The sequence below is a fragment of the Hymenobacter sp. YC55 genome (assembly GCF_029433095.1).
Taxonomy (GTDB): Bacteria; Bacteroidota; Bacteroidia; order Cytophagales; family Hymenobacteraceae; genus Hymenobacter.
In genome coordinates, this window is sequence record NZ_JARNTX010000001.1 from 505967 (window position 1) to 528052 (window position 22086).

At 51.6% G+C, this 22086-nt stretch carries 13 protein-coding genes and 1 tRNA gene; 10 read left to right on the forward strand and 4 right to left on the reverse strand.

The genetic code is table 11. The annotated features are described in order from the left end of the window. Positions 1 to 54: 54 nt before the first annotated feature. The 6 genes from P1X16_RS02180 (at position 55) to P1X16_RS02205 (ending at position 12326) form a co-directional block, all read left to right on the forward strand. Positions 55 to 663, forward strand: coding sequence for a C40 family peptidase (locus tag P1X16_RS02180; protein WP_277225963.1), 609 nt, complete (start codon positions 55 to 57; stop codon positions 661 to 663). Between the two features lie 131 nt (positions 664 to 794). Next, positions 795 to 3986, forward strand: a complete 3192-nt coding sequence (locus P1X16_RS02185; protein WP_277225965.1) for a TonB-dependent receptor — start codon at positions 795 to 797, stop codon at positions 3984 to 3986. A 220-nt stretch (positions 3987 to 4206) separates the two neighbouring features. Continuing rightward, entirely contained in the window at positions 4207 to 7452 is a 3246-nt protein-coding gene (locus P1X16_RS02190; RefSeq protein ID WP_277225967.1) for a TonB-dependent receptor, read from the forward strand. Positions 7453 to 7481: 29 nt separating this feature from the next. After that, positions 7482 to 8285, forward strand: coding sequence for a DUF4397 domain-containing protein (locus P1X16_RS02195; RefSeq protein ID WP_277225968.1), 804 nt, complete (start codon positions 7482 to 7484; stop codon positions 8283 to 8285). A gap of 246 nt (positions 8286 to 8531) precedes the next feature. After that, entirely contained in the window at positions 8532 to 12083 is a 3552-nt protein-coding gene (locus tag P1X16_RS02200; RefSeq protein WP_277225970.1) for a TonB-dependent receptor, read from the forward strand. A gap of 169 nt (positions 12084 to 12252) precedes the next feature. Next, positions 12253 to 12326, forward strand: a tRNA-Ala gene (locus P1X16_RS02205). A 138-nt stretch (positions 12327 to 12464) separates the two neighbouring features. Here P1X16_RS02205 and cysK read toward each other — a convergent pair. Both cysK and P1X16_RS02215 read right to left on the reverse strand, forming a co-directional pair. Then, positions 12465 to 13385, reverse strand: a complete 921-nt coding sequence (cysK, locus tag P1X16_RS02210; protein WP_277225972.1) for a cysteine synthase A — start codon at positions 13383 to 13385, stop codon at positions 12465 to 12467. A gap of 108 nt (positions 13386 to 13493) precedes the next feature. After that, complete coding sequence (locus P1X16_RS02215; protein ID WP_277225973.1) at positions 13494 to 14333, reverse strand: serine O-acetyltransferase; 840 nt, start codon at positions 14331 to 14333, stop codon at positions 13494 to 13496. Positions 14334 to 14550: 217 nt separating this feature from the next. Here P1X16_RS02215 and P1X16_RS02220 point away from each other — a divergent pair, with 217 nt between their 5' ends. Then, entirely contained in the window at positions 14551 to 14892 is a 342-nt protein-coding gene (locus P1X16_RS02220) for a cupin domain-containing protein (RefSeq protein ID WP_277225975.1), read from the forward strand. A gap of 64 nt (positions 14893 to 14956) precedes the next feature. Here P1X16_RS02220 and P1X16_RS02225 read toward each other — a convergent pair whose 3' ends face one another. Together P1X16_RS02225 and P1X16_RS02230 are read right to left on the reverse strand one after the other, a co-directional pair. Continuing rightward, a complete protein-coding gene (locus P1X16_RS02225) occupies positions 14957 to 16885 on the reverse strand; it encodes a peptidylprolyl isomerase (RefSeq protein ID WP_277225976.1) in 1929 nt (642 codons plus the stop codon). Positions 16886 to 17130: 245 nt separating this feature from the next. Continuing rightward, a complete protein-coding gene (locus tag P1X16_RS02230; RefSeq protein ID WP_277225978.1) occupies positions 17131 to 17631 on the reverse strand; it encodes an acyl-CoA-binding protein in 501 nt (166 codons plus the stop codon). 126 nt (positions 17632 to 17757) lie between these two features. Here P1X16_RS02230 and asnB point away from each other — a divergent pair, with 126 nt between their 5' ends. Genes asnB through P1X16_RS02245 form a run of 3 tightly spaced genes read left to right on the forward strand, consistent with a single transcriptional unit; the run spans position 17758 to position 22081 of the window. Beyond that, complete coding sequence (gene asnB, locus P1X16_RS02235) at positions 17758 to 19695, forward strand: asparagine synthase (glutamine-hydrolyzing) (RefSeq protein ID WP_277225980.1); 1938 nt, start codon at positions 17758 to 17760, stop codon at positions 19693 to 19695. A 25-nt stretch (positions 19696 to 19720) separates the two neighbouring features. Then, positions 19721 to 21079: a UDP-glucose/GDP-mannose dehydrogenase family protein gene (locus P1X16_RS02240; RefSeq protein WP_277225981.1), complete on the forward strand. Its 1359-nt coding sequence runs from the start codon at positions 19721 to 19723 to the stop codon at positions 21077 to 21079. Between the two features lie 57 nt (positions 21080 to 21136). Continuing rightward, the gene (locus P1X16_RS02245; protein ID WP_277225983.1) at positions 21137 to 22081 is read left to right on the forward strand and encodes a UDP-glucuronic acid decarboxylase family protein; all 945 of its coding nucleotides are present in this window, start codon (positions 21137 to 21139) and stop codon (positions 22079 to 22081) included. Positions 22082 to 22086: the final 5 nt, after the last annotated feature.

Consider the following 22086-nt stretch of genomic DNA (forward strand, 5'->3'; position numbering starts at 1 on the left):
TACATGACGAAGGTACATCATTCGGCGCACAGGCGTATTGCGTGGCCATTATTGATGCTAGTTCTACTGAGTTGGTTGGCAAGTTGCAGCGGCTCAAAGAAAGTCAATTACCGCAACGGCCGTTACTATTCGGCCCGCGACATGGCCCGCATAAAAGCCGCCGAGCGCAACCGCCGGGGCCGCGCCCCAATTGCTAAATCCAAAACGCGGGCTACCACGGCATCCGGTACAGCCAAGATAGTAACCAAACGCCGGAGTACGCCCCTTAATGCCAGCCGCGAAATGGTAACGGTTATTGAAACGGCCCGTTCTTACCAGGGCACTCCTTATAAGTATGGCGGCACCACGCGCTTGGGCATGGACTGCTCGGGTTTATTGTGCGCGGCGTTTGCCGCCATTGAAGTGCCCATTCCGCGTTCCAGCAATGAGCAAGCCGCGTGGGGCGAACAAGTAAAGCCGCAAGATTTGAAAGTGGGGGATTTGCTGTTCTTCGGAGCGTCGCCGGGTAGCAACTCTATCACGCACGTAGGCCTCGTAACGGAAGCCACCCCGGAAGGCGTGCAGTTTATTCACTCTTCCAGCTCGCTCGGGGTGATTGAGAACAGCCTGGAGACCGACTACTACTTAAGCCGCTTTATTAAGGCGGTGCGGCCCCCTTTGTAAAATTCTTAGTTGAATTTGGCTTCTACTGACGAGGCAGGGGAGCGTGTGCCCTTAACCATTCTGTAATAGCAAACGTTAAAGTGCTGACTATCTTTGTATAGCGCTTGAAAGCACGATTGTTTTTTTTTTACATGAAACAGTCGAGTTTACACTACCACCTCTTTTTGCTGTTGCTTCTGCTGTCGGCGCGCGTTGGTTGGAGCCAAGGTGCCACAACATCGGCTATGAATGGCATCATCACCGACCAGAGTGGCGCAGGCCTGCCGGGAGCTACCGTCATTGCGGTTCACATACCAACCAACACTCAATATATAGCGCCCACCAATGCGGAAGGGCGCTACAACATCCAGAACATGCGAGTGGGTGGCCCTTACACGGTGCGGGCTACTTTCATCGGGTATCAGGATGCTACCCAGCAAGGCGTATTTCTGACCTTGGGTCAAAACCTGCGCCTCGATATTCGCTTGACCGACGCCACACAGCAACTCAACGAAGTAGTTGTGACAGGTCGCCCCGACCCTGTGATTAGCGCAGGGCGTACGGGGGCCGCTACCACTGTGCAACGCGAGCAGATAGAGCGCCTGCCTACGCTCAACCGCAGCTTGCAGGACTTCATCCGGGTGTCGCCGCAAGCGACTGGCGGGGGAAGCAGTTCCCTCGGCGGCGCCAACAACCGCTACAACAACATCACCATTGACGGGGCCGTGAACAACGACGTGTTCGGGCTGTCTGGTACCGGCACGCCAGGTGGTCAAGCCGGTACCGGACCGATTTCGCTGGATGCCATTCAGGAACTCCAGATTGTACTTGCACCGTACGATGTGACCCTTGGCAACTTTACTGGGGGCGGCATCAACGCCGTGACGCGCTCCGGGACCAACGACCTGTCGGCGTCGATTTACGGTTTCGGCCGCAACCAGAACATTGTGGGCAAAAGTGTAACCGAGCCCCGCACTAAAGCGGCCGAGTTTTACAACTACCAAACCGGCTTTCGGGTGGGTGGCCCCGTTGTGAAGGATAAGGTATTCTTCTTCTTGAATGGGGAAATCAACCGGCGCAATGAGCCGCTTTCTTTTGTGCCTGGCACCTCCACTTCGCGGCTGGACGTGAACGTTATCAACCAGATTGCCAGCACCGCTCTGGAGCGCTACGGCTACGAAATAGGCGAGTACGGCGACATCACCCGACGCACCGAAAGCAACCGCATCTTCGGCCGCCTGGACTTCAACTTGTCCGACAAACATCAATTAGTGGTGCGCCATAACTACGTAGATGCCTTTGACGATAATATCACGCGTACGTCAACGGCCCTGCGCTTCGGCAGCAACGCCTACGTATTCAATAACAAAACCAACAGCAGCGTTGTCGAGCTAAACAGCAACCTAGGTACATTTTCCAATAAGCTGTTGCTAAGCTACACCCGCATCCGTGACACACGTGATGTGCCCGGTTCGCTGTTCCCGACATTTGAAATCAACGAAGCTGGCAACCGTTACACCTTTGGTACCGAACGTAGCTCGGGCTTCAACGAGCTTGATCAGGACATTTTCGAACTCACTGACAACGTGACCAAGTCGTTTGGTAAGCACAACGTCACAGTAGGTACTCACAACGAGCTGTTCAAGTTCCGCAACCTGTTTATCAACAACGGGGTCGGGTACTACCAGTTTCCGTCGCTGAGTGCGTTTCTCAATAGCCAGCCCAACCGGATTCAGGCGGCCTATGCTACTGCCAACAATGGCGAAGCCAAGTTTAGCGCCATGCAGTTTGGTGTGTATGCGCAGGATGAATACTCACCCCTTGAGAACCTGCGCCTTACGCTAGGTGTGCGTCTGGACGTACCCTTCTTCTTTGATAGACCGGTATATAATGCAGGAGTTACCGAGCAATTCGGCAGCAACATTAGCACGCGGAATGTGCCCAACGGGCAGCTGCTGTGGGCTCCTCGCCTAGGTTTCAATTGGGACGTTAATAACGACGCCAAAGTGCAGGTGCGTGGGGGTACGGGTATTTTCACAGGCCGCGTGCCCTTTGTTTGGGTTTCCAATAGCTTCACCAACAATGGCCTGATTCAAGGCGCAGTTGACGCTAGTCCAATGGGCACGGGCGCCAACACCGTCTATCCACCGATTGTCACCGATCCTTCGCGCATTCCAACCGTCTTTACTACGGCTCCTTACCGCGCCGTCGGAACGGCCGAAATCAACGTGTTGGGTAAAGACTTTAAACTGCCCCAGGTATGGCGCACCAACGTAGCAGTTGACTTCCGCCTCCCCGGCGAGATTGTAGCTACGCTGGAAGGTATTTTCTCTAAAACAGTGAATGATATTTATTATCAAAACATCAACCTAACTGCTCCCGTGGATCGTCTTGCCGGCCCGGACCAGCGGCCGGTTTATGCTAGTACCACAGCCGGGCGCCGAATCAATCAAAACTACACCAACGTGTTGTTGCTTAACAACACCAACGAGGGTTACCGCTACAACGCCACGGCGCAGTTGCAAAAGCAGTTCACCAACGGCCTGAACACAACGGTAGCGTATACCTATGGTAGGGCAAGGGAGATAAATAGTGGTACTAGTAGCACCGCCTTATCGAACTGGCAGTTCAACCAAGTGCAATCCGACCCGAACAATCCCGAGCTAGGCTATTCAATAAATGACCGCCGGCACCGCATCCTAGCTACTGGGGGCTACACCATCCGGTATGCAAACAACAAAACTGCTACCAACATCTCGATTATCTATGAAGGGCTGGCTGGCTCGCCCATTGCGTATGTCTACGGTCAGGGTGGCCGTGATGTGAACAACGACGGCGCATTCTCGAACGACCTGATTTATATTCCTCGCAACGCCCGCGACCCCAACGAAATTGCTCTGGTAACTAGTGGTTCAACGGATACGCGCACTATAGCCCAGATACAAGATCAGCTAGAAGCCTTCATTCAAAACGACCCCTACCTGCGTACTCACCGCGGGCAATACGCTGAGCGCTTCGCCGCGCGCACCCCCTGGACGCACCAAGTGGACATTCGTGTAGCGCAGGATTTCAACTTTGTAGCTGGTGGCAAGAAAAACACCATCCAAGTAAGCTTCGACGTTCAGAACGTCGGCAACCTGCTCAACAATAACTGGGGCAACCAGTATTCGGTAGCTAATAACGCCATCGAACTACTTCGCCCGGAGACTATCACCGGCCCTAACGTCCGCCCCACTTTCTCTTTCCCGGCCACATTTGCCGCCAATAATAACCGCGGCTACGATATAGCGCCTTTTAATTCGCGCTGGCAAGGACAGCTAGGTGTGCGCTACACCTTCAACTAAGGTACTAATCCTGTATTTAGTGGGAGCGGACGAAGAAGATCTTCGTCCGCTTTTCATTTATCGAGGATCTTGCTAGGTAAAAGCAATATGCAACAGATAGTTATAAATATTATTTTTTGCATATGTAACGGCCCTAATCAAAATTAATAATTACCTAAGAGTGTGTTTTAAACTGACGGGGTAGGTACTTTTGTGCCCAGTTTTCATCAATCACTCTTTCATGAAAAACACGTATTACAGACATTTTCTCTTCCTACTATTGATGCTGCTGTCGGCACACATCGGTTGGAGCCAAGGCACCACCACGGCAGCCATGAACGGTGTGATTACTGACAAGGAGGGTTCGGGCTTACCTGGCGCGACAGTTATTGCTGTGCACACACCTACCAACACACAGTACGTAGCGCCGACTAACTCAGAAGGTCGCTTCAACATTCCGAACATGCGGGTAGGTGGTCCCTACACCGTTCGGGTAACATTTGTTGGCTACCAGGACATTAGCCGGGAAGGCATTTTCCTGAGCTTGGGTCAGAACCTACGCTTGGACCTTAATCTAAGCGAAACCACAACACAACTGGCAGGCGTAACCGTAACAGCTACCCAGGACCCAGTAATTAATGCTGGTCGGACTGGTGCTGCTACTACCGTACGTCGTGAGCAGATCGAGCGTCTGCCTACTATCTCTCGTAGCTTCCAAGATTTCACTCGCCTCACCCCACAAGCCAACGGCAATTCGTTGAGCGGCCGTAGTGGCCGTTTTAATAATGTGCAAATTGATGGTGCTTCTAACAATGACTTGTTTGGTTTGGGTAGCTCGGGTGCGCCAGGTGGCCAGGCCGGTACCAATCCTATCTCACTGGATGCTATTCAGGAATTCCAAGTGGTGCTTGCTCCTTACGACGTACGCCAAGGACGCTTCAGCGGTGGCGGTATCAATGCCGTAACACGTTCCGGTACCAACGACTTCTCGGGTTCAGCTTTCGCTTTTGGCCGCAACCAAAACACCGCTGGCAAAAGTCCAACACCTGACGCAGCTGGCAACAGAACTAAGCTCGACAAGTTCAACGATTACCAGGCTGGTTTCCGTTTGGGCGGCCCAATTATTAAGGACAAGCTGTTCTTCTTCGTAAACGGCGAAATCACTCGTCGTACTGCTCCTTTACTGTTCAACACGGGAAGCGCCGCTGACATTACATCGAGCACCAGTTCTAGCTTGGTTCGCTTCGTAAGCACAGAAGATTTGCAGCGCATTTCTGATAAACTAGCTGAATACGGCTACGATGCGGGCGAATTTGGTGAAATCAATGCTGAGACCCGTAGCAACAAGGCTTTTGCTCGTTTAGACTGGAACATCAGCCAAAACCACCAACTTACGCTGCGCCACAACCTCGTAGATGCTACGGATGATAACATCACGCGCAGCTTGACGAACTTTCGCTTCGGCAACAACGCTTACCAATTCCTGAGTAATACTAACTCAACAGTTTTGGAGTTGAAAAGCCGCTTTGGCAGCCGCTACGCAAACAACTTACTTGTTGGATACTCGCGTATCCGTGACAGCCGCTCACCAGTAGGCGACCTGTTCCCTTCTATTGAAATTACGGCTGGTAATGCTTCAATCTTCGCTGGTTCGGAATTCAGCTCGGTAGCTAACCGTCTTGACCAAGATATCCTCGAAATAAACGATAACTTCAATATTTTCGCTGGAAAACACGCTATTACGATTGGTACTAACAACGAAATATTTCGTTTTGACAACCTGTTCGTGCAGAGCACTCAAGGACGTTATAACTTCCCAAGTATTCAATCTTTCCTAGATAATAACGTAACCGCCTCGGGCTTTCGTTATCGCCAAAACTTCGCGCTGCCCGGTGGCAAGCCGACTGCTAAATTTGGTGCTGCTCAGTTCGGTCTATACGCTCAGGATGAATACAGCATCACAGACAATTTCCGTCTGACTGGTGGCATTCGGTTCGATATGCCGATGTACTTCGATGATCCATCCTATAACTCGAAGGTTGATGCCACGTTCGCAACAGAGTCAACTGCTGGTCCGGCATACGATGTAAAAACTAATCGTCTACCTAAATCACGCGTTCAGTTTTCACCCCGCTTAGGATTCAACTGGGACGTGCAGAAAAACCAAGCTCTGCAGTTGCGTGGTGGCGTAGGCATCTTCACTGGGCGTCCAGCTTATGTATGGATTTCCAATCAATATGGTAACACAGGTATTGACTTCGCTACATACGATACAGGTACCTTCGGTACACCTGTGCCAGCTAGTGGTCTGGGTCTGACCCAGGATTATACTACACTGCGCGATGTAATCAGTAGCACACCAGCTACTGCTGCTCGTGGTAGCATAGCTGTAACGGATAAAGATTTCCGTAACCCACAGTTGGTGCGCTCTAACTTGGCAGTCGACTACCGCCTGCCGCTAGGTTTCGTGGCTACACTGGAAGGTATCTACTCGAAGACGCTCAACGACGTGCTACCGCAGGATATTAACCTGACCAACCCAACAGGAACGTTAGCAGGTGACGGTCGCCCTGTGTACCCTTCGAACCGTCTGCGTAACAGCACCGACTTCAACAATGTAATTCTGCTCACTAACACTAGCAAAGGCCACCAGTACAGTATCACAGGTGAACTTAAGAATCAGGTAACTCGGGATTTGTTCGCGTCGGCAGCTTACACTTATGGCCAATCGCGTGACCTGTACTCAGGATCTAGCTCAACCGCTGTTTCGATTTGGGAATTCAACCCTCATGCTGGCAATCCGAACGACTTGACCATGTCGTGGTCGAATTTTGATCTGCGCCACCGTGTAGTTGGTTCGTTGTCATATCGTAAAGAGTATGCTAACCACTTTGCTACGACGTTTTCTGCCATCTATGTTGGTCAGTCAGGCGCACCTTACTCGTATACTTATTATGGTGGCGACGTAAACGGCGATGGTGGCAGCTTCACTAGCAATTCCAACGATTTGATTTATGTTCCACGTACCCGCGATGAAATTGTGCTGGTAACCGATGGTCCAAATGACCGTCGCACGCTAGATCAGCAGTGGAACGAATTGAATGCATTCATCGAAAACGACGAATACCTAAGTGAACATCGGGGTGAGTACGCTGCCCGTAACGGCGGCCGTACTCCCTGGCAGCACCGCATCGACGTTCGTTTATTGCAAGACATCTTTACGAAAGTCGGCAGCAAAAACCACACTATTCAGTTGTCGGTTGACGTCATTAACTTCGGTAACCTGCTAAGCAAAGACTGGGGCCGCGACTATTTTGTATCGAACCAGAATTTTGGCTTGCTGCGTTACCAGGGCCTAGAAGGTACCGGTGGCCGTCCGACGTTTAGCTTTGGATCTGGCACGTCTGCTTCACCAACAGTTGGTTATCAAATTAGCCAGTTGTCTTCACGTTGGCAGGCTCAGTTCGGGGTACGCTACTCGTTCTAAGTCAGTAGAAATTGCTAAAGCATCATTCCATGAAATTCTCTTTTTCTTCGACTTTCACCAAGTTAACACTTGCTGCCGCTGTAGCTACTTCAGTAGCTAGTTGCGACGATCCAGAATATCCCACTCCCACACCGGCTACAGCTCCTTCCACCTCGCAGGGTCGATATCTGGTAGTTAATGCTGCCCCAAACTCAGGTAGCGGTCAACTCGTCAGCATTGACAATGTGAATGTGACTACCCCCCCAGCTGCAGTTCCTTACCTGAGTACTTCAGCAGCTTACACTAGCATTTCGGCTGGACCACGGCTATTGCTGTTTTCTACGCCTACTAACCTTAACAATCAGTTGATTCCGGCTCGTGCTACCTTTGGTACCAACACAACCAGCACGGTATTCCTTACTGATTTGCCTACACGCGCTGCATCAGGAACTGATCTTGGCGGTATTCGTAGCGTAGTTTTATCTGACAACCTAGCAGCTCCAGCGGCAGGTAAGGCTAAAATCCGTTTTGTGAATTTGGCGACTTCAGGCACCTACGGCATCTTCATCACGGGTGCGTCGCCAGCAACTCCACTCTTCCCTGTTGCTCCTACACGTTCCTCGCGAGGAACTACCACCACTATAAACGGTAGTACGTTCAACTTCGCTAATTTTATCGAGGTAGATGCTCGCACGTATGCATTAGATGTACGCTCCTCGGCTACAGCTGCACCGGTAACTGGTACGCAACAGGCTTTCACCTTTGCTGCTGGCAAGATCTATACTTTGTATGTGCGTGGGGTAGCAGGCAATTCTGCTACAGCATTAGGAATTTCTACAGTACTACATAACTAATAGAGCCTGATTAGTATCGGAAAAAGCGAGCAGAGATATTCTCTGCTCGCTTTTTTTATGCCTTTTTGTTTGTTGCCTGCTATAATTCTGTGTGTTCTTATGAGCAGTGTAATATCTGTGCTTGTCTAGAAATGTATAGCCGAGGTGCATATCGGCTAAATAAAATTTCTTAATAACATTTTAATAACATGGGATGAGTTGCGCTGATAAGTACTTTTGTAGCTGGTTTTCACCTATAACTTTTTTATGAGAAGCACCATTTACCGTTCTCTTCTTCTACTGCTTCTAGCAGTCCTGTCGATACAGCAAGGCTGGTCGCAAGGCACTACTACGGCAGCCATGAGCGGCGTGATTACTGACAAGGAAGGAGCTGGCTTGCCTGGCGCTACTATCATTGCGGTACACACGCCTACTAACACACAGTATGTAGCACCTACTAACTCAGAAGGGCGTTACAACATCCAGAACATGCGGGTAGGTGGCCCTTACACCATCCGCATCACCTTTGTAGGATACAAGGAAGCTACGCGAGAAGGTATCTTTTTGACTCTTGGCCAGAACTTGCGCTTGGATATCAACTTGAGCGAGGCTACCACTGAACTGGCTGGTGTAACAGTTTCAGGCCGCCAGGACCCAGTAATCAATGCCGGTCGTACGGGTGCTGCCACAACGGTGCAGCGCGAGCAAATTGAGCGTCTGCCCACACTGAACCGTTCGTTGAATGATTTCACTCGCCTCACGCCTCAAGCCAATGGACAGAGCTTTGGTGGCCGGAACAGTGGTTTCAACAACATTACTGTTGACGGTGCCATCTTTAACAATGCCTTCGGTTTATCGTCAACTGTAGGTGGCCAAGCTAGTGCACAACCTATTTCGCTAGACGCCATCGACCAGATCCAAGTAAGCATTGCTCCTTTCGACGTACGTCAGGGCTCGTTTACGGGAGCTGGCATTAACGTAGTAACTCGCTCTGGCACCAACAAATTCTCGGGTTCTATCTATGGCTTCTACCGCGACCAAAATCTGGTGGGTAGCAAGGTAGGTGACTTCAAGCAGGATTATCCTGATTTCAAACTCAAGAACTACGGCTTCCGTGTTGGCGGCCCTATCATTAAAGACAAATTGTTCTTCTTCGTTAATGCCGAACAAGAACGTCGTACGGACCCACCGACTGGCAACTTCACCGCAAACCGCGAAACCACTACTCCGCCAGCTGGCTCGCAAACGTCGCAGGCTTCAGCCCGCGACTTGGATGCCCTGAGTTCTTTCTTACAGGAGCAATACGGCTACAACCCCGGTTCTTACGAGAGCTTCAAACTGCGTTCGAACAGCGACAAGGCGACCATTAAAGTTGACTGGAACATCAACCAGAACAACCGCTTTAATATCAAGTACAACTACTTGAAGTCATACGCCGACATTCCACCAAGCACGTCAGGTGCTATTGCTGGTCAACGTTCGCAGTCGCAGTTTGGCCTCCCTTTCTCGTCGTCTTATTACGTAATCAACAACAACCTTAACTCGTTGATTGCGGAATTAAACAGCACACTGGGTGGGGGTAAATACTCTAATAACCTAACGGCAGGTTACTCAGCTTTTCGCGATTTTCGCGAGAGTCTAGGAGGCAATCCGTTTCCGCTGGTTGATATTGGAAATTCAGTTGGTCGAAGCACGACAACAACTGCTTTAGCTGGTATTACTGCAACGAACTCGCTGACTTCGTTCGGTTATGAACCCTTTACGGCATTCAACATTCTAAACTCGGATGTATATCAAATTGGTGACAACTTCACTGCCTACTTAGGCAAGCACAACGTGACAGTTGGTACCTACAACGAGTTTTATAAGTTCGAAAACGGCTTCGCGCCGAACTATTACGGCAACTACTCTTTCAACTCGCTGGAGGATTTCTACGCATCGGCTGGTTACAATTATGACCGCGCTAGTGCTAGCGTGACGCCACTAGCTGCTGGTGCTGTTCGGCCTGGTCCTGCTCGCTACAACCTGCAGTACACTACGCCTGGTCAGACAGCTATTGTAGGATTGAAGGCTGCACAGCTTGGCTTATATGCTCAAGATGAATGGTCGCTTCTTAATAACCTGAAAGTAATTTACGGTCTGCGTGCCGACCTGCCGTTCCTCACCTCAGATCTACTACAAAACACCAACGCTGCAAGCTTAACTTTCCGCGATGGAGTGCAACTCAACACGGGCGGCGTACCTAAGAAATCGGTACTGTTCTCGCCCCGGGTTGGTTTCAACTGGGATGTGAACGATGACAAGCAGACGCAAGTGCGAGGTGGTTCGGGTATTTTCACCGGACGTATTCCTTTCGTGTGGCTTTCCAACCAGGCCAGCAACAACGGCTTGCAGTTCGGTTCGTTTAGCACCTCGGGTTCGGTGGCTACTACTAATGCTACTACAGGCGTAGTTTCTCCTAACGCTTCCATCTATCCATTCAGCCCCGATGTTGATGCGTATCGTCCTCAGAATGCAACGGCTAACACGTCTTACAACTTAGCTGTAACTGATACAGACTTCAAATTCCCGCAAGTATGGCGGACCAACATTGCCGTTGACCAGGTATTGCCTGGAGGTGTTATTGCCACGTTGGAAGCCTTCTACACCAAGGATCTTAACGCCATATATCACCAGAACGTGAACTTGCCCGGTAGTGAAAGCGCACCATTTGCTCGCGCAAACGGTGCCGACAACCGGGAGATTTTTTACACATTGGGTGCAGCGCAAGCAGCTCCGAATGCTGATCTGCGAGTAGCAACACGCAACTATCAGATCTACGGTTCAGTCCCTGCAGCTCAAGGAGGCAACACAGCTGCTCGCCCAAATATTAGCGATGCTATCTTGATGACGAACACCAAGAAAGGATATTCTTACGCTGTAACCGGACAGCTGCAGAAGAGCTTTGCTAGTGGTTTCTATTTGAGTGCAGCTTATACCTACTCGGATGCTCGTTCGGTAAACGATGGTGGTTCGATTGCTCAGTCAATCTGGCGCGACCGTTCTATTTCGGGCGACCCGAATGCGGATGTACTAAGCTATTCGCAGTTCTTGCAGCAGCACCGTGTAATTGCATCGGGTTCTTATCGTAAGGAGTACCTCGGCCACTTAGGTACCACTATTTCGTTGTTCTATGAAGCTGCCCCAGCGGTGGTTAGCAGTACGGCACGCTTTTCATATGTCTACTCTGGCGATATGAACGGCGACAACCAAACCTCAAACGACCTGATGTACATCCCGCGTAACCAAGCTGAGATTAACCTGCGGGATATTATATACACCTATACGCCTGCACCAGGTGCGACACCAGTGGAGTATGCACGGTACACGGTAGCTCAGCAGTATGCTGACCTGGAGAACTATATCAATCAGGATAAGTATTTGAGCAAACACCGTGGCGAGTATGCCGAGCGTAACGGCGCCGTACGTCCATGGCAGAAGCGTCTTGATGCTCGTTTGCTTCAGGACCTATTCACTAACATTGGTGAAAACCGTAACGCGTTGCAGTTGAGCATTGACATCTTCAACATCGGTAACCTAATCAACAAAGATTGGGGAGTGTTGCAGACGCCTAACCGCACCAACCCGCTCACTTTTGCCGGGTACAATGCACAAGGCCAGCCGGTCTTTACTTTCCCTTACTTCACCAATCCAGTTCGTAACGCTGCGGACAACACAGTGACGCAAGGCACGCCACTTACCAAAACCTTCCGTAACGATACGGGTGGACTTGGCTCACGTTGGCAAGGACAGATTGGCTTACGTTACATCTTCAACTAAGCCAGTGGTTTAGCTTACTGAAAACGGGGTTGGCACTACTGCCAACCCCGTTTTTTTGTGCGCATACGCTATTTATTTCACTGTTTTTTCGTGTTTAGCCTTGCAGTTTCCAAAACCAGCCGTACTTTTGTCCCACTCAAACGCAAGCGGCGAATGAGGAATTAAAAATGGGGGATTAGCTCAGCTGGCTAGAGCGCTTGCATGGCATGCAAGAGGTCATCGGTTCGACTCCGATATTCTCCACTTCCTAAAAGCCTAACCCACACGGTTAGGCTTTTTTGTTTTTCTACTTTTGCATTTGTTGCCTAAACGAACTTGTGTGAAAACAAAAAAGCTGCTCCTGAAACTAGGAACAGCTTTTCAACTAGTGGGCTTCGGAGGTTATACAAACAAGCCTTCAACAGATAAGTACCGTTCGCCGGTGTCGTAGCAGAAGGTGAGGACCCGGCCACCCTGTGGTACTTCGTCTAATTTCTTAGCTACTGCTGCCAATGAAGCTCCTGAAGAGACGCCCATGAAGATGCCTTCTTCACGAGCAGCACGACGGGCCATATCGAAAGCTTCTTGCTGGCTTACTTGGATAGTGCCATCGAGAATCTCGCGGTGCAGGTTGGCAGGAATAAAGCCAGCGCCAATGCCTTGGATGGGGTGGGGGCCAGGAGCACCGCCGCTAATAACCGGCGAGAGTTCCGGCTCAACGGCAAAAGTCTTCATGTTCGGAAAAAGGGGCTTGAGCACCTCCGTAACAGCTGTGATGTGGCCACCGGTACCTACCCCAGTGATGTGGTAGTCGAAGCCTTCGGGTGCGTCGCGCAGAATCTCCTGCGCTGTTGTTTCGGCGTGTACCTTGATGTTGGCTGGATTTTCGAATTGCATGGGCATCCAAGCACCGGGGGTATCTCGCACGATTTCGTGCGCTTTCTCTATGGCGCCCTTCATGCCCTTCTCACGAGGGGTGAGTTCCAAATTAGCGCCGTAGGCAGCCATTAGTCGCCGCCGCTCTATCGACATGGATTCGGGCATTACCAACGTCAGCTTATAACCTTTCACGGCTGCTACCATGGCCAAGCCTACTCCGGTATTACCGGAGGTCGGTTCTACAATCAGGCTGTCTGGGGTCAGAATGCCGTCTTGCTCCGCCTGTTCGATCATGCTTAAGGCAATACGGTCCTTGATGCTACCGCCGGGGTTGGCACGTTCTAGTTTCACCCACACTTCCACATCGGGGCGGTGGGCAAAAAGTTTGTTGATACGCAATAGGGGCGTGCTGCCAATAGTATCCAGAATGGATTGGGCTTTCATCAGAGAATCTGTAAGAAGGTGAGAGTTGGGAGTTGGAAAGTGCTTGTTGCCTGTGAGAGTCTCGCACTAAAAATGAGGAATTCTCTATTCTTGGCAAGGACAAGCTAGTTAAATCGAGAAAGTAAGGTCGGCGGCGGGGTCCTCGCTGCGCGTGACGTGTATTTGGGCCCGGTGATACACGCGCGAGTGAGAAGGGACACTTTCTGTAAGCCAGACGTTGCCGCCGATGATGCTGTGGCGGCCGATTACTGTGTTGCCACCCAGAATAGTGGCCCCAGCGTACAGCACTACATCGTCTTCGATGGTAGGGTGGCGCTTGATACCCTGCAATTCTTTGCTAACACTCAGGGCCCCTAGCGTTACGCCTTGGTATATCTTCACATGAGCACCAATAACCGTGGTTTCCCCAATCACGATACCGGTGCCGTGGTCGATGCAAAACGAAGGACCGATGCGGGCCCCCGGGTGTATATCAACCCCTGTGAGTTGGTGCGCATGCTCACTGATTAGGCGTGGTACCCGGGGGACACGCAGCAGATGCAGGGCATGAGCCACACGGTGCATAGCCGTAGCGTAGAAGCCCGGATACGTAGCAATAACCTCTTCAATGCCTTGTGCAGCCGGGTCGGCAGCCAGAACAGCGGCGGCATCACGTAGAAGTTGCTCGCGCATGGATGGCAAGCCAGCCATAAGAGCGGCGGCCACGGCTGCGGGCGTATCGGGCATAGATACGCGGGTAAGGAGAGACGCCAAGTCGGTTTGGAACTGACTGAGAGTAGCCGCTATGGCATCTGGGCGGAGCAGTGGCTGGCTGGTCCGCTCCGGAAACAGCAGCTCAAGCAGTGACTCGGCAAGCTGACAAAAGGCAGGACCTGGCAGCGGCGTAGCTACTTGCTGGTGCGCCCGCGCTAGAGCCCGCACAAAAGGAGTATCAGAGGAAAAAGACATAGAAAAACGGGCAGAGCCAGCAATCTTAATTTACGCTTGAGCTAAGAAAAGGAGCTGAAAAAACATGCAGCACTTCTGCAACAGCTCTCAACTAGCAACAACACGGAAAGTTCGAGCCATAAAACGTAGCAACCGCAACCGAGGAGTCTGCGTTAGGAAGTTGGTCTTCCCGCGAAGACGCTGCATTCATTCGTACACTCATTTACGCTACATCGACATGGCCGATACCACCATTACGAAAATTGATTCCACGCATTCACCTAAAGGTGCGGAAGGCGAAAAGTATTTGGCCTCCGGCATTCACGTAGCCATGCGCCTGTGGGAAGATGAAGAGCCCGGCGAATCGAAAGAACCCGTTAGTCGTCCTTATGAAACAGTTGGGTATGTGCTAAAGGGAAGAGCCGAACTGCATTCAGAAGGCCAGATGGTATTGCTTGAACCCGGCAATTCATGGGTGGTACCTAAAGGTGCCGCACACACCTACAAAATTCTAGAAACCTTCTCGGCTGTTGAAGCCACTACGCCGCCAGCCCAAGCACACGGCCGCGACGGACACTAAGCAGCGCATACGAGGCATAAAGGGCACCAAACCGTACTATAGCCGTGCAGTTTGATGCCCTTTTTTATTTTACTAGCTCCATTCGCACTATTTTGTCGCCAATGTCGAGGCGGTGCACTACATCCATGCCCTTCACTACTTGAGCAAAAATAGTGTAGCGGCCATCGAGGTGGGGGGTGGGCGTATGAGTGATAAACCACTGGCAACTTTCGGTGTCTTTGCCTGCTGAGGCCAGTCCTACGGCTCCTTCCCCGTAACGCAAATCGCCAAATTCCGAGCGCAGATTGTAGTCGGTGCTGCCTGAGCCGTCGCCGCGAGGGTCCCCGCCCTGCACAACAAAATTGGGTACTACGCGGTGAAACGTTTTGCCATTGTAGAAGCCTTGGCGCACTAATTCCACGAAGTTAGCCACCGAGCCCGGAGCATCTGCCACGTGCAACTGCATGAAAATTTCGCCTTTTGTCGTGCTTAGCAACACCCGTTGCTGAGTTGAGACAGAGCGCACCACAACCCAATTGATAGGGTGGCTAGCGGCAGTAGCTACGGGCGTCGGGGTAGCAGGTTTATTCTGAAGATAGTCCAGGGTTTGCTGCAATGCCTGCCAAGCTTCTAAGTCGCGAGGCAATACCAATTTGTCGCGGGCCGCAACAATAAAAGTTGAGTCGGGGAGCAACTGCCGTAGGTTTAGCTTGGGGTCACGTAACGCCTCGGCGGCAGTGCTCATGATGGTGACGTCGCCGCTGCCCATAGCCCGGCGTATCGTAAGAGCAAAGGCAGCTTGTTGAGCTTCAGGGAAGTCAGGCAGCCGGCGCATAGCTACCAGCGCCTCCATTCCATAAGACCCTACAACTAGCGGCTGCCCGCTGGCAAACGTGGCTTGCTCCACAAATTCGTAGGCTGCCGGGTCCTCGCCCAAGGCCTTCAGCAGATAGGCCTTCTCATACGGATCGGTAGCGGCAGCATAACGCTGTTGCACCGCGGTCCGGATGGCACCTCGCTCGGTACCCCCAAGTTTGAGTGCTGTAGCTAGCAGTGTGGCCCGAACGCGCCAATTAGTAAGCTTGTTGGCTTTCTCTAGAAACAATACTCCAGGCTCGCCGCTGGCGTGATTCAAGAAAAACTCGGCCGCCGTTAAGGCCACTTGGTTGCTCGGGTCAGAAATGGCTTCCCACGCCGCCTCTTTCACGGGAGCGTACATGGTAGCATTCATGGCTCGCAAGGCACTTACCCGCACCCGATAATCCGAGTCCCGACGGGCCAAACCCACCAACGTGGGAGCGATAGTCGGACTTTTAACTTTGCCTAGTGCGGTAGTTGCCATGGCCCGAACTACCGCATCACGGTCGGTGGTGGCAGTTGTTAGCGCTGTTTGGTAGGCTGTAAGGTCGAGGCGCGGAGTACGAGCCAACGTGAAGGCCGCGCCTTGCCGGGCCGCCAGGGGCATTTGTTGATCGAGCAAAGCTACTGCTCGAGCCACTGCCGCCTCGGAAGTAACGCCTCGATTACCGGCCCGAAGTAGCGCCCACGCCTGTCCTGCCACGGCTGCTGTGTCGGTGCCGACAAAGCTCCGAACAAGTTGGCGCAAGGAAGTAGTAGTGACGCAACGGCCCAGTGCCTCAAACAAGTAGCGCTGATCAGTAGGAGCGGGGGAAGACGACGTAAGCCGCGCCATGAGGGGTGCCACTGCGGTTGAGTCGCCGGTTTGGCCTAACGCGTATGCTGCCGCCCGCCTAACGGCTTGGTCAGCGTCGCCGAGCAAAGGCTGCAAACTGACAGTGGCAGCCTTGTCTTGCACCGAAGCCAATGCCAACGCCGCGGCCCGCCGGTAGCGTACTTCAGCATTCGTCAGATAAGGTAGCAGCGCCGCGGTGTTGCGCTCGTCCTGAGCGGTTGCAATAGCCCGCAAAGTGGCATCCTCAAACGGATTGGCAGCAGCCAGTGCCGTTGGCACAGAAGCTTTGGGCGAGGAAGTAGTGCAGGCTGTTGTGAACACAGCTAGCAGGCTAGTCCAACAAACTAAGTTGGTTAACCTAATCGGACGAGTACATAGAATCATGGCTCGCCCAAAATAGCCAAAATCCGTCAGCCGATAGTTACATGGCTGTTTAGAAGCTACTGAGTTCTCTGCCAGCACAACTATAAAGTGCCGTTGCTTGAACAGCTCTTATAACCATCTAGACACGACTCGGCCCACTGTATTGTGTGATGCAGTGGGCCGAGTCGTGAATAAGGAACGTCTTAGTTTTGTTCGTCTTTCAGATGATCTTCGCCGCCGTAAGGTGCTCCAGCGGTGATATCACCCCGTAAACCACCCTGCGACACGCCCGGACCTGTATTAGGTTGCTGTGCTAAAGTGCTGTTTTCTTCGGCGGTATTCACCTGAGACCCGGTAGCAGGCTGCCCGTTACCCGTGATAACCGAAGCGGCTTCGCCTACTGGACCTGCTAGCTCGTTCACTTTCTGAATGTACTCGCGGCGGGCTTCATCTTCACTCATGCCCTTGAACTTGCTCCACGAATCCCATTGCGCCTGTGACATGCCCTGTGGGCCGCTTGGATTCGAAGGCGTGTCGTCGCCTACCACGTCTTTTTCGGTGTCGTGGTCACCTTCAGTTGCTTGTTTGTAGAGGCCATACAACTCGTTCATATGGGCGGCGGCTTTATCGCCGGGAAGGTTATCTACGCGCGATACAGCCGCTTCAAACTGCTGTTGCAGATTAAGATTATCCTGAAGATTCATGGTAAAGGAGGTGGCTGAAGAGTGGAATTTATCTTGTGTACTAAGCAAGCACGGCTTTGGTTGCAAGGCGTGCCTTGCTACTTTTTCACTCAACAAGTCTTCAGACTTCGTACTTTTACCCACCATATGTGTGGAATAACTGGACTATTCGCTTTCACTGATACAGGCCGTAATGCGCTAGCTTCGCTGCCCGCATCTACCGACGCTATTATTAGCCGGGGCCCCGATTCGCAAGGACACTTCGTGTATGACCGTTGTGGCCTTGGTTTCCGCCGACTCGCTATTCTCGATTTATCAGCTGATGGTAACCAACCCATGACCGATGAGTCGGGCCGGTATACCATCGTCTTCAATGGGGAGATTTTCAACTTTCGGGAGCTGCGGCAACGGCTTATGAATAAAGGGTATCAGTTTCATTCTCAAACTGATACTGAAGTTATATTGCGCCTCTATATCACGGAAGGACGAGGCTTCCTGAAAAAGCTGAATGGCTTTTTTGGCTTGGCTATCTACGACAAAGAAGAAGACTCGCTGTTCATCGCCCGCGACCGAATGGGGGAGAAGCCCGTACTCGTGTACCGCGACGAGGACAAGTTTATGTTTGCCTCCGAGATGAAGTCGTTGATGGCGTTGGGCATTCCCCGCAAGCTCGACTATGTAGCATTGAGTCACTATTTGCAGCTCAACTATATCCCGGGGCCTGCTACTATCTTTAAAGGAGTTAAAAAGCTACTGCCGGGCCACTACCTCTATATCAAAGGGAAGAAAGTGGTGCGCAAGCGTTGGTATAAAATCCCTTATGACCCGAAAAAGGTCGAAAAAAATAAGCTTAGCTACGAGCAGCAGCAAGCCAAGCTCGTCAACCTGCTTGATGACGCTACCGCCCGCCGGCTTGTGGCCGATGTGCCTCTCGGCGCGTTTCTAAGTGGCGGTATTGATTCCAGCGTAATTGTCGCTTTGGCGTCACGGCATACCGAACACCTAAATACATTCAGCATTGGCTACCGCGACGAGCCTTTCTTCGACGAAACGAAGTACGCCAAGCTAGTTGCCGATAAGTACAAGACCAACCACACAGTTTTCTCGCTTTCCAACCAGGACCTCTATGACCATATTTTCGAGGTGCTGGATTACATCGATGAGCCGTTTGCCGACTCGTCAGCCCTAGCAGTTTACATCCTCAGTAAGCGCACCCGCGAAAAGGTTACGGTTGCCCTATCCGGCGATGGTGCCGATGAAATGTTTGCGGGGTATAATAAGCACATGGGCGAATTCCAGGTGCGCAAAGGTGGCTTCAAAGCAGAGGCAGTGACGGGGTTGAACCTGCTTTGGGACATTCTCCCCAAGTCACGCAACTCGTTTTTCGGCAACCGGGTGCGACAGTTTCAACGGTTTTCGCGGGGCATGCTTAGTGGCCCTAAAGACAGGTATTGGGATTGGGCGAGTTTTGCCTCCGCAGCCGATGCGCGCGGTTTGCTGAGTGCCGAAGCTCGCCGCAAAGTAGGCAAGAAGCTCGCTGAAAAGCGCCGCAAAGACATCTTGGAAAATCTGCATGCCCAAGGCGACCTAAATGAGGTGCTGCTGACCGATATGCAACTCGTGTTGCCCTACGACATGCTGACCAAAGTGGACCTCATGAGTATGGCCAATTCGTTGGAAGTTCGGCCGCCTTTCCTTGACCCCAACGTGGTTCGCTTTGCGTTTAGCTTGCCAGTGGAAAGCAAAATCGACGCGAATATGAAGAAGCGCATTGTGCAGGATGCCTTCCGTCCCATGTTGCCCGAAGAACTCTACAAGCGCCCCAAGCATGGATTTGAGGTGCCTTTATTGAAGTGGTTCCGTGCTGAGCTTCGTCCACTTATCGAAGATGATTTATTATCCGATGCTTTTGTTGAGGCACAGGGTATATTTGATTTAAATGCGGTCCGGGCTTTGAAAACGCAGCTTTTCTCCCGCAGCCCCGGCGACGTACATGCCCGTATTTGGGCACTAATTGTATTTCAGCACTGGTGGAAGCGCTACATGATGGCTTCAGTACCACAGGTGGCTAGCTCCACGTTATAAAACAATCTTACGCTTCACACCCCTTATGAAAGTAGCAGTAGTTGGCACTGGTTATGTTGGCTTGGTAACAGGTACCTGTTTTGCCGAGGTAGGTATGGATGTCACTTGTATTGATATCGACCAGAAAAAAATCGACAACCTCAAGGAAGGCATTCTACCAATATACGAGCCTGGCCTCGAGGAGATGGTCACGCGCAACGTATCAGCGGGGCGTTTGCACTTCACCACCAACATAGGTGATGGCATTAAGGATTGTGACGTTGCATTTATTGCCGTAGGAACCCCTCCGGGCGAAGACGGCTCCGCTGATTTGAAGTACGTACTGGCGGTAGCTCGGGGTATCGGTGAAAATATGAATGGCTACAGCGTGGTGGTGACCAAGAGCACAGTACCAGTCGGTACAGCTGCCAAAGTACACCGAGAACTGACGCAAGCCCTGGAAAAGCGAGGAGCCAATATCGAGTTCGACGTAGCTTCCAATCCTGAGTTCTTAAAGGAGGGTGCTGCTATCGATGACTTCTTAAAGCCTGACCGTATTGTAGTAGGCGTTTCGTCGGAACGTGCTGAGGAGGTAATGAGCAAGCTCTACAAGCCTTTCTTGCTCAATGGCCACCCAATTATCTTCATGGATATTCCATCAGCTGAGATGACGAAGTACGCTGCCAATTCCATGCTGGCAACTAAGATTTCGTTTATGAACGACATTGCCAACCTGTGCGAAATCATGGGAGCCGATGTAAACATGGTGCGCAAAGGCATCGGTTCTGATGCTCGGATAGGAACAAAGTTCATCTATCCAGGCATCGGCTATGGCGGTTCGTGCTTCCCGAAGGATGTAAAAGCGCTGATCAAGACTGCTGCCGAAAACGGCTATCAGATGCAGGTATTACAGGCCGTAGAAAGCGTAAATGAAGCGCAGAAAGAAGTGCTTTTCGATAAAGTGAAAAAGCATTTTGGCGGCGAATTGGAAGGCCGGAAAATTGCCGTTTGGGGTTTGTCGTTCAAGCCTAAAACAGACGATATGCGCGAGGCTCCCTCGTTGGTTATTATCGAGAAGCTGCTTGCCCATGGTTGCTCGGTATCTGTGTATGACCCGGTTGCTATACCAGAAGCCAAGCACTCGTTAGGTGACACGGTGAAGTACGCAAAAGATCAGTTCGAAGCCTTAGTTGATGCCGACGCGCTACTAGTCGTAACTGAGTGGCCTGAATTCCGTTCGCCAAGCTTCGAGGTAGTAGGCAAGCTCCTCAAGCAAAAAGTTATCTTCGACGGACGCAACATCTATGATCCGCAGGAGATGAAGCAAATTGGCTTTGCCTACCACTGTATTGGTATCCGTACCGACCACAAGGAGCCTGTAATAGCAGCAAGCGAGAAATTCTAAGCCACTAGCCTTTCACTTCAAAAAGCTTGCAGCGTTTTGCTTGCAACTTCAACTACTATGTCTGACAAGAAACGCGTACTTATTACCGGCGGAGCTGGCTTCTTAGGGTCTCACCTGTGCGACCGGTTTTTGGCAGAAGGTTACCATGTTATTGCCATGGATAACCTCATCACCGGGGACCTATCCAACATCGAGCATTTGTTCGGCCGCGAGGATTTTGAGTTTCACCACGCTGACGTCTCGAAATTCGTATTTGTGGCTGGCAAGCTGGATTACATCCTGCACTTCGCTTCACCCGCATCTCCCATCGACTACCTCAAGATCCCAATTCAAACGCTGAAAGTAGGGTCTTTAGGCACGCACAACTTGCTCGGTCTGGCACGCGTGAAAGGCGCCCGGGTGCTCATTGCCAGCACCTCCGAAGTATATGGTGACCCGGAGATTCACCCGCAGGTAGAAGAGTACTTTGGTAACGTAAATCCCGTTGGCCCCCGTGGCTGCTACGATGAGGCTAAGCGCTTCCAAGAAGCCATTACGATGGCTTACCACAACCATCACGGTCTGGAAACGCGCATTATTCGCATCTTCAACACCTACGGCCCACGTATGCGCCTCAACGACGGCCGCGTGTTGCCAGCCTTCTTGTCGCAAGCTCTTCGCGGCGAAGCGCTGACTGTATTCGGCGACGGTTCGCAAACACGTTCTTTCTGCTATGTCGATGACCTTGTAGAAGGTATTTATCGGTTGCTGCTCAGTGACTATCATTTGCCGGTGAACATCGGTAACCCAGCGGAAATCACCATTAAGGAGTTTGGTGAAGAAATTGCCCGTCTCACTGGTGTCGAGTTCAAGCCTGATTATCGGCCCTTACCCGAAAACGACCCCATGAAGCGTAAGCCGGACATCACCAAGGCGAAGGAAATTCTTGGATGGGAACCGAAGGTGGATCGGGCTGAAGGCTTGCGTCGTACTCTTGAGTATTTTCAGGCACACGTGAAATAAAAGCA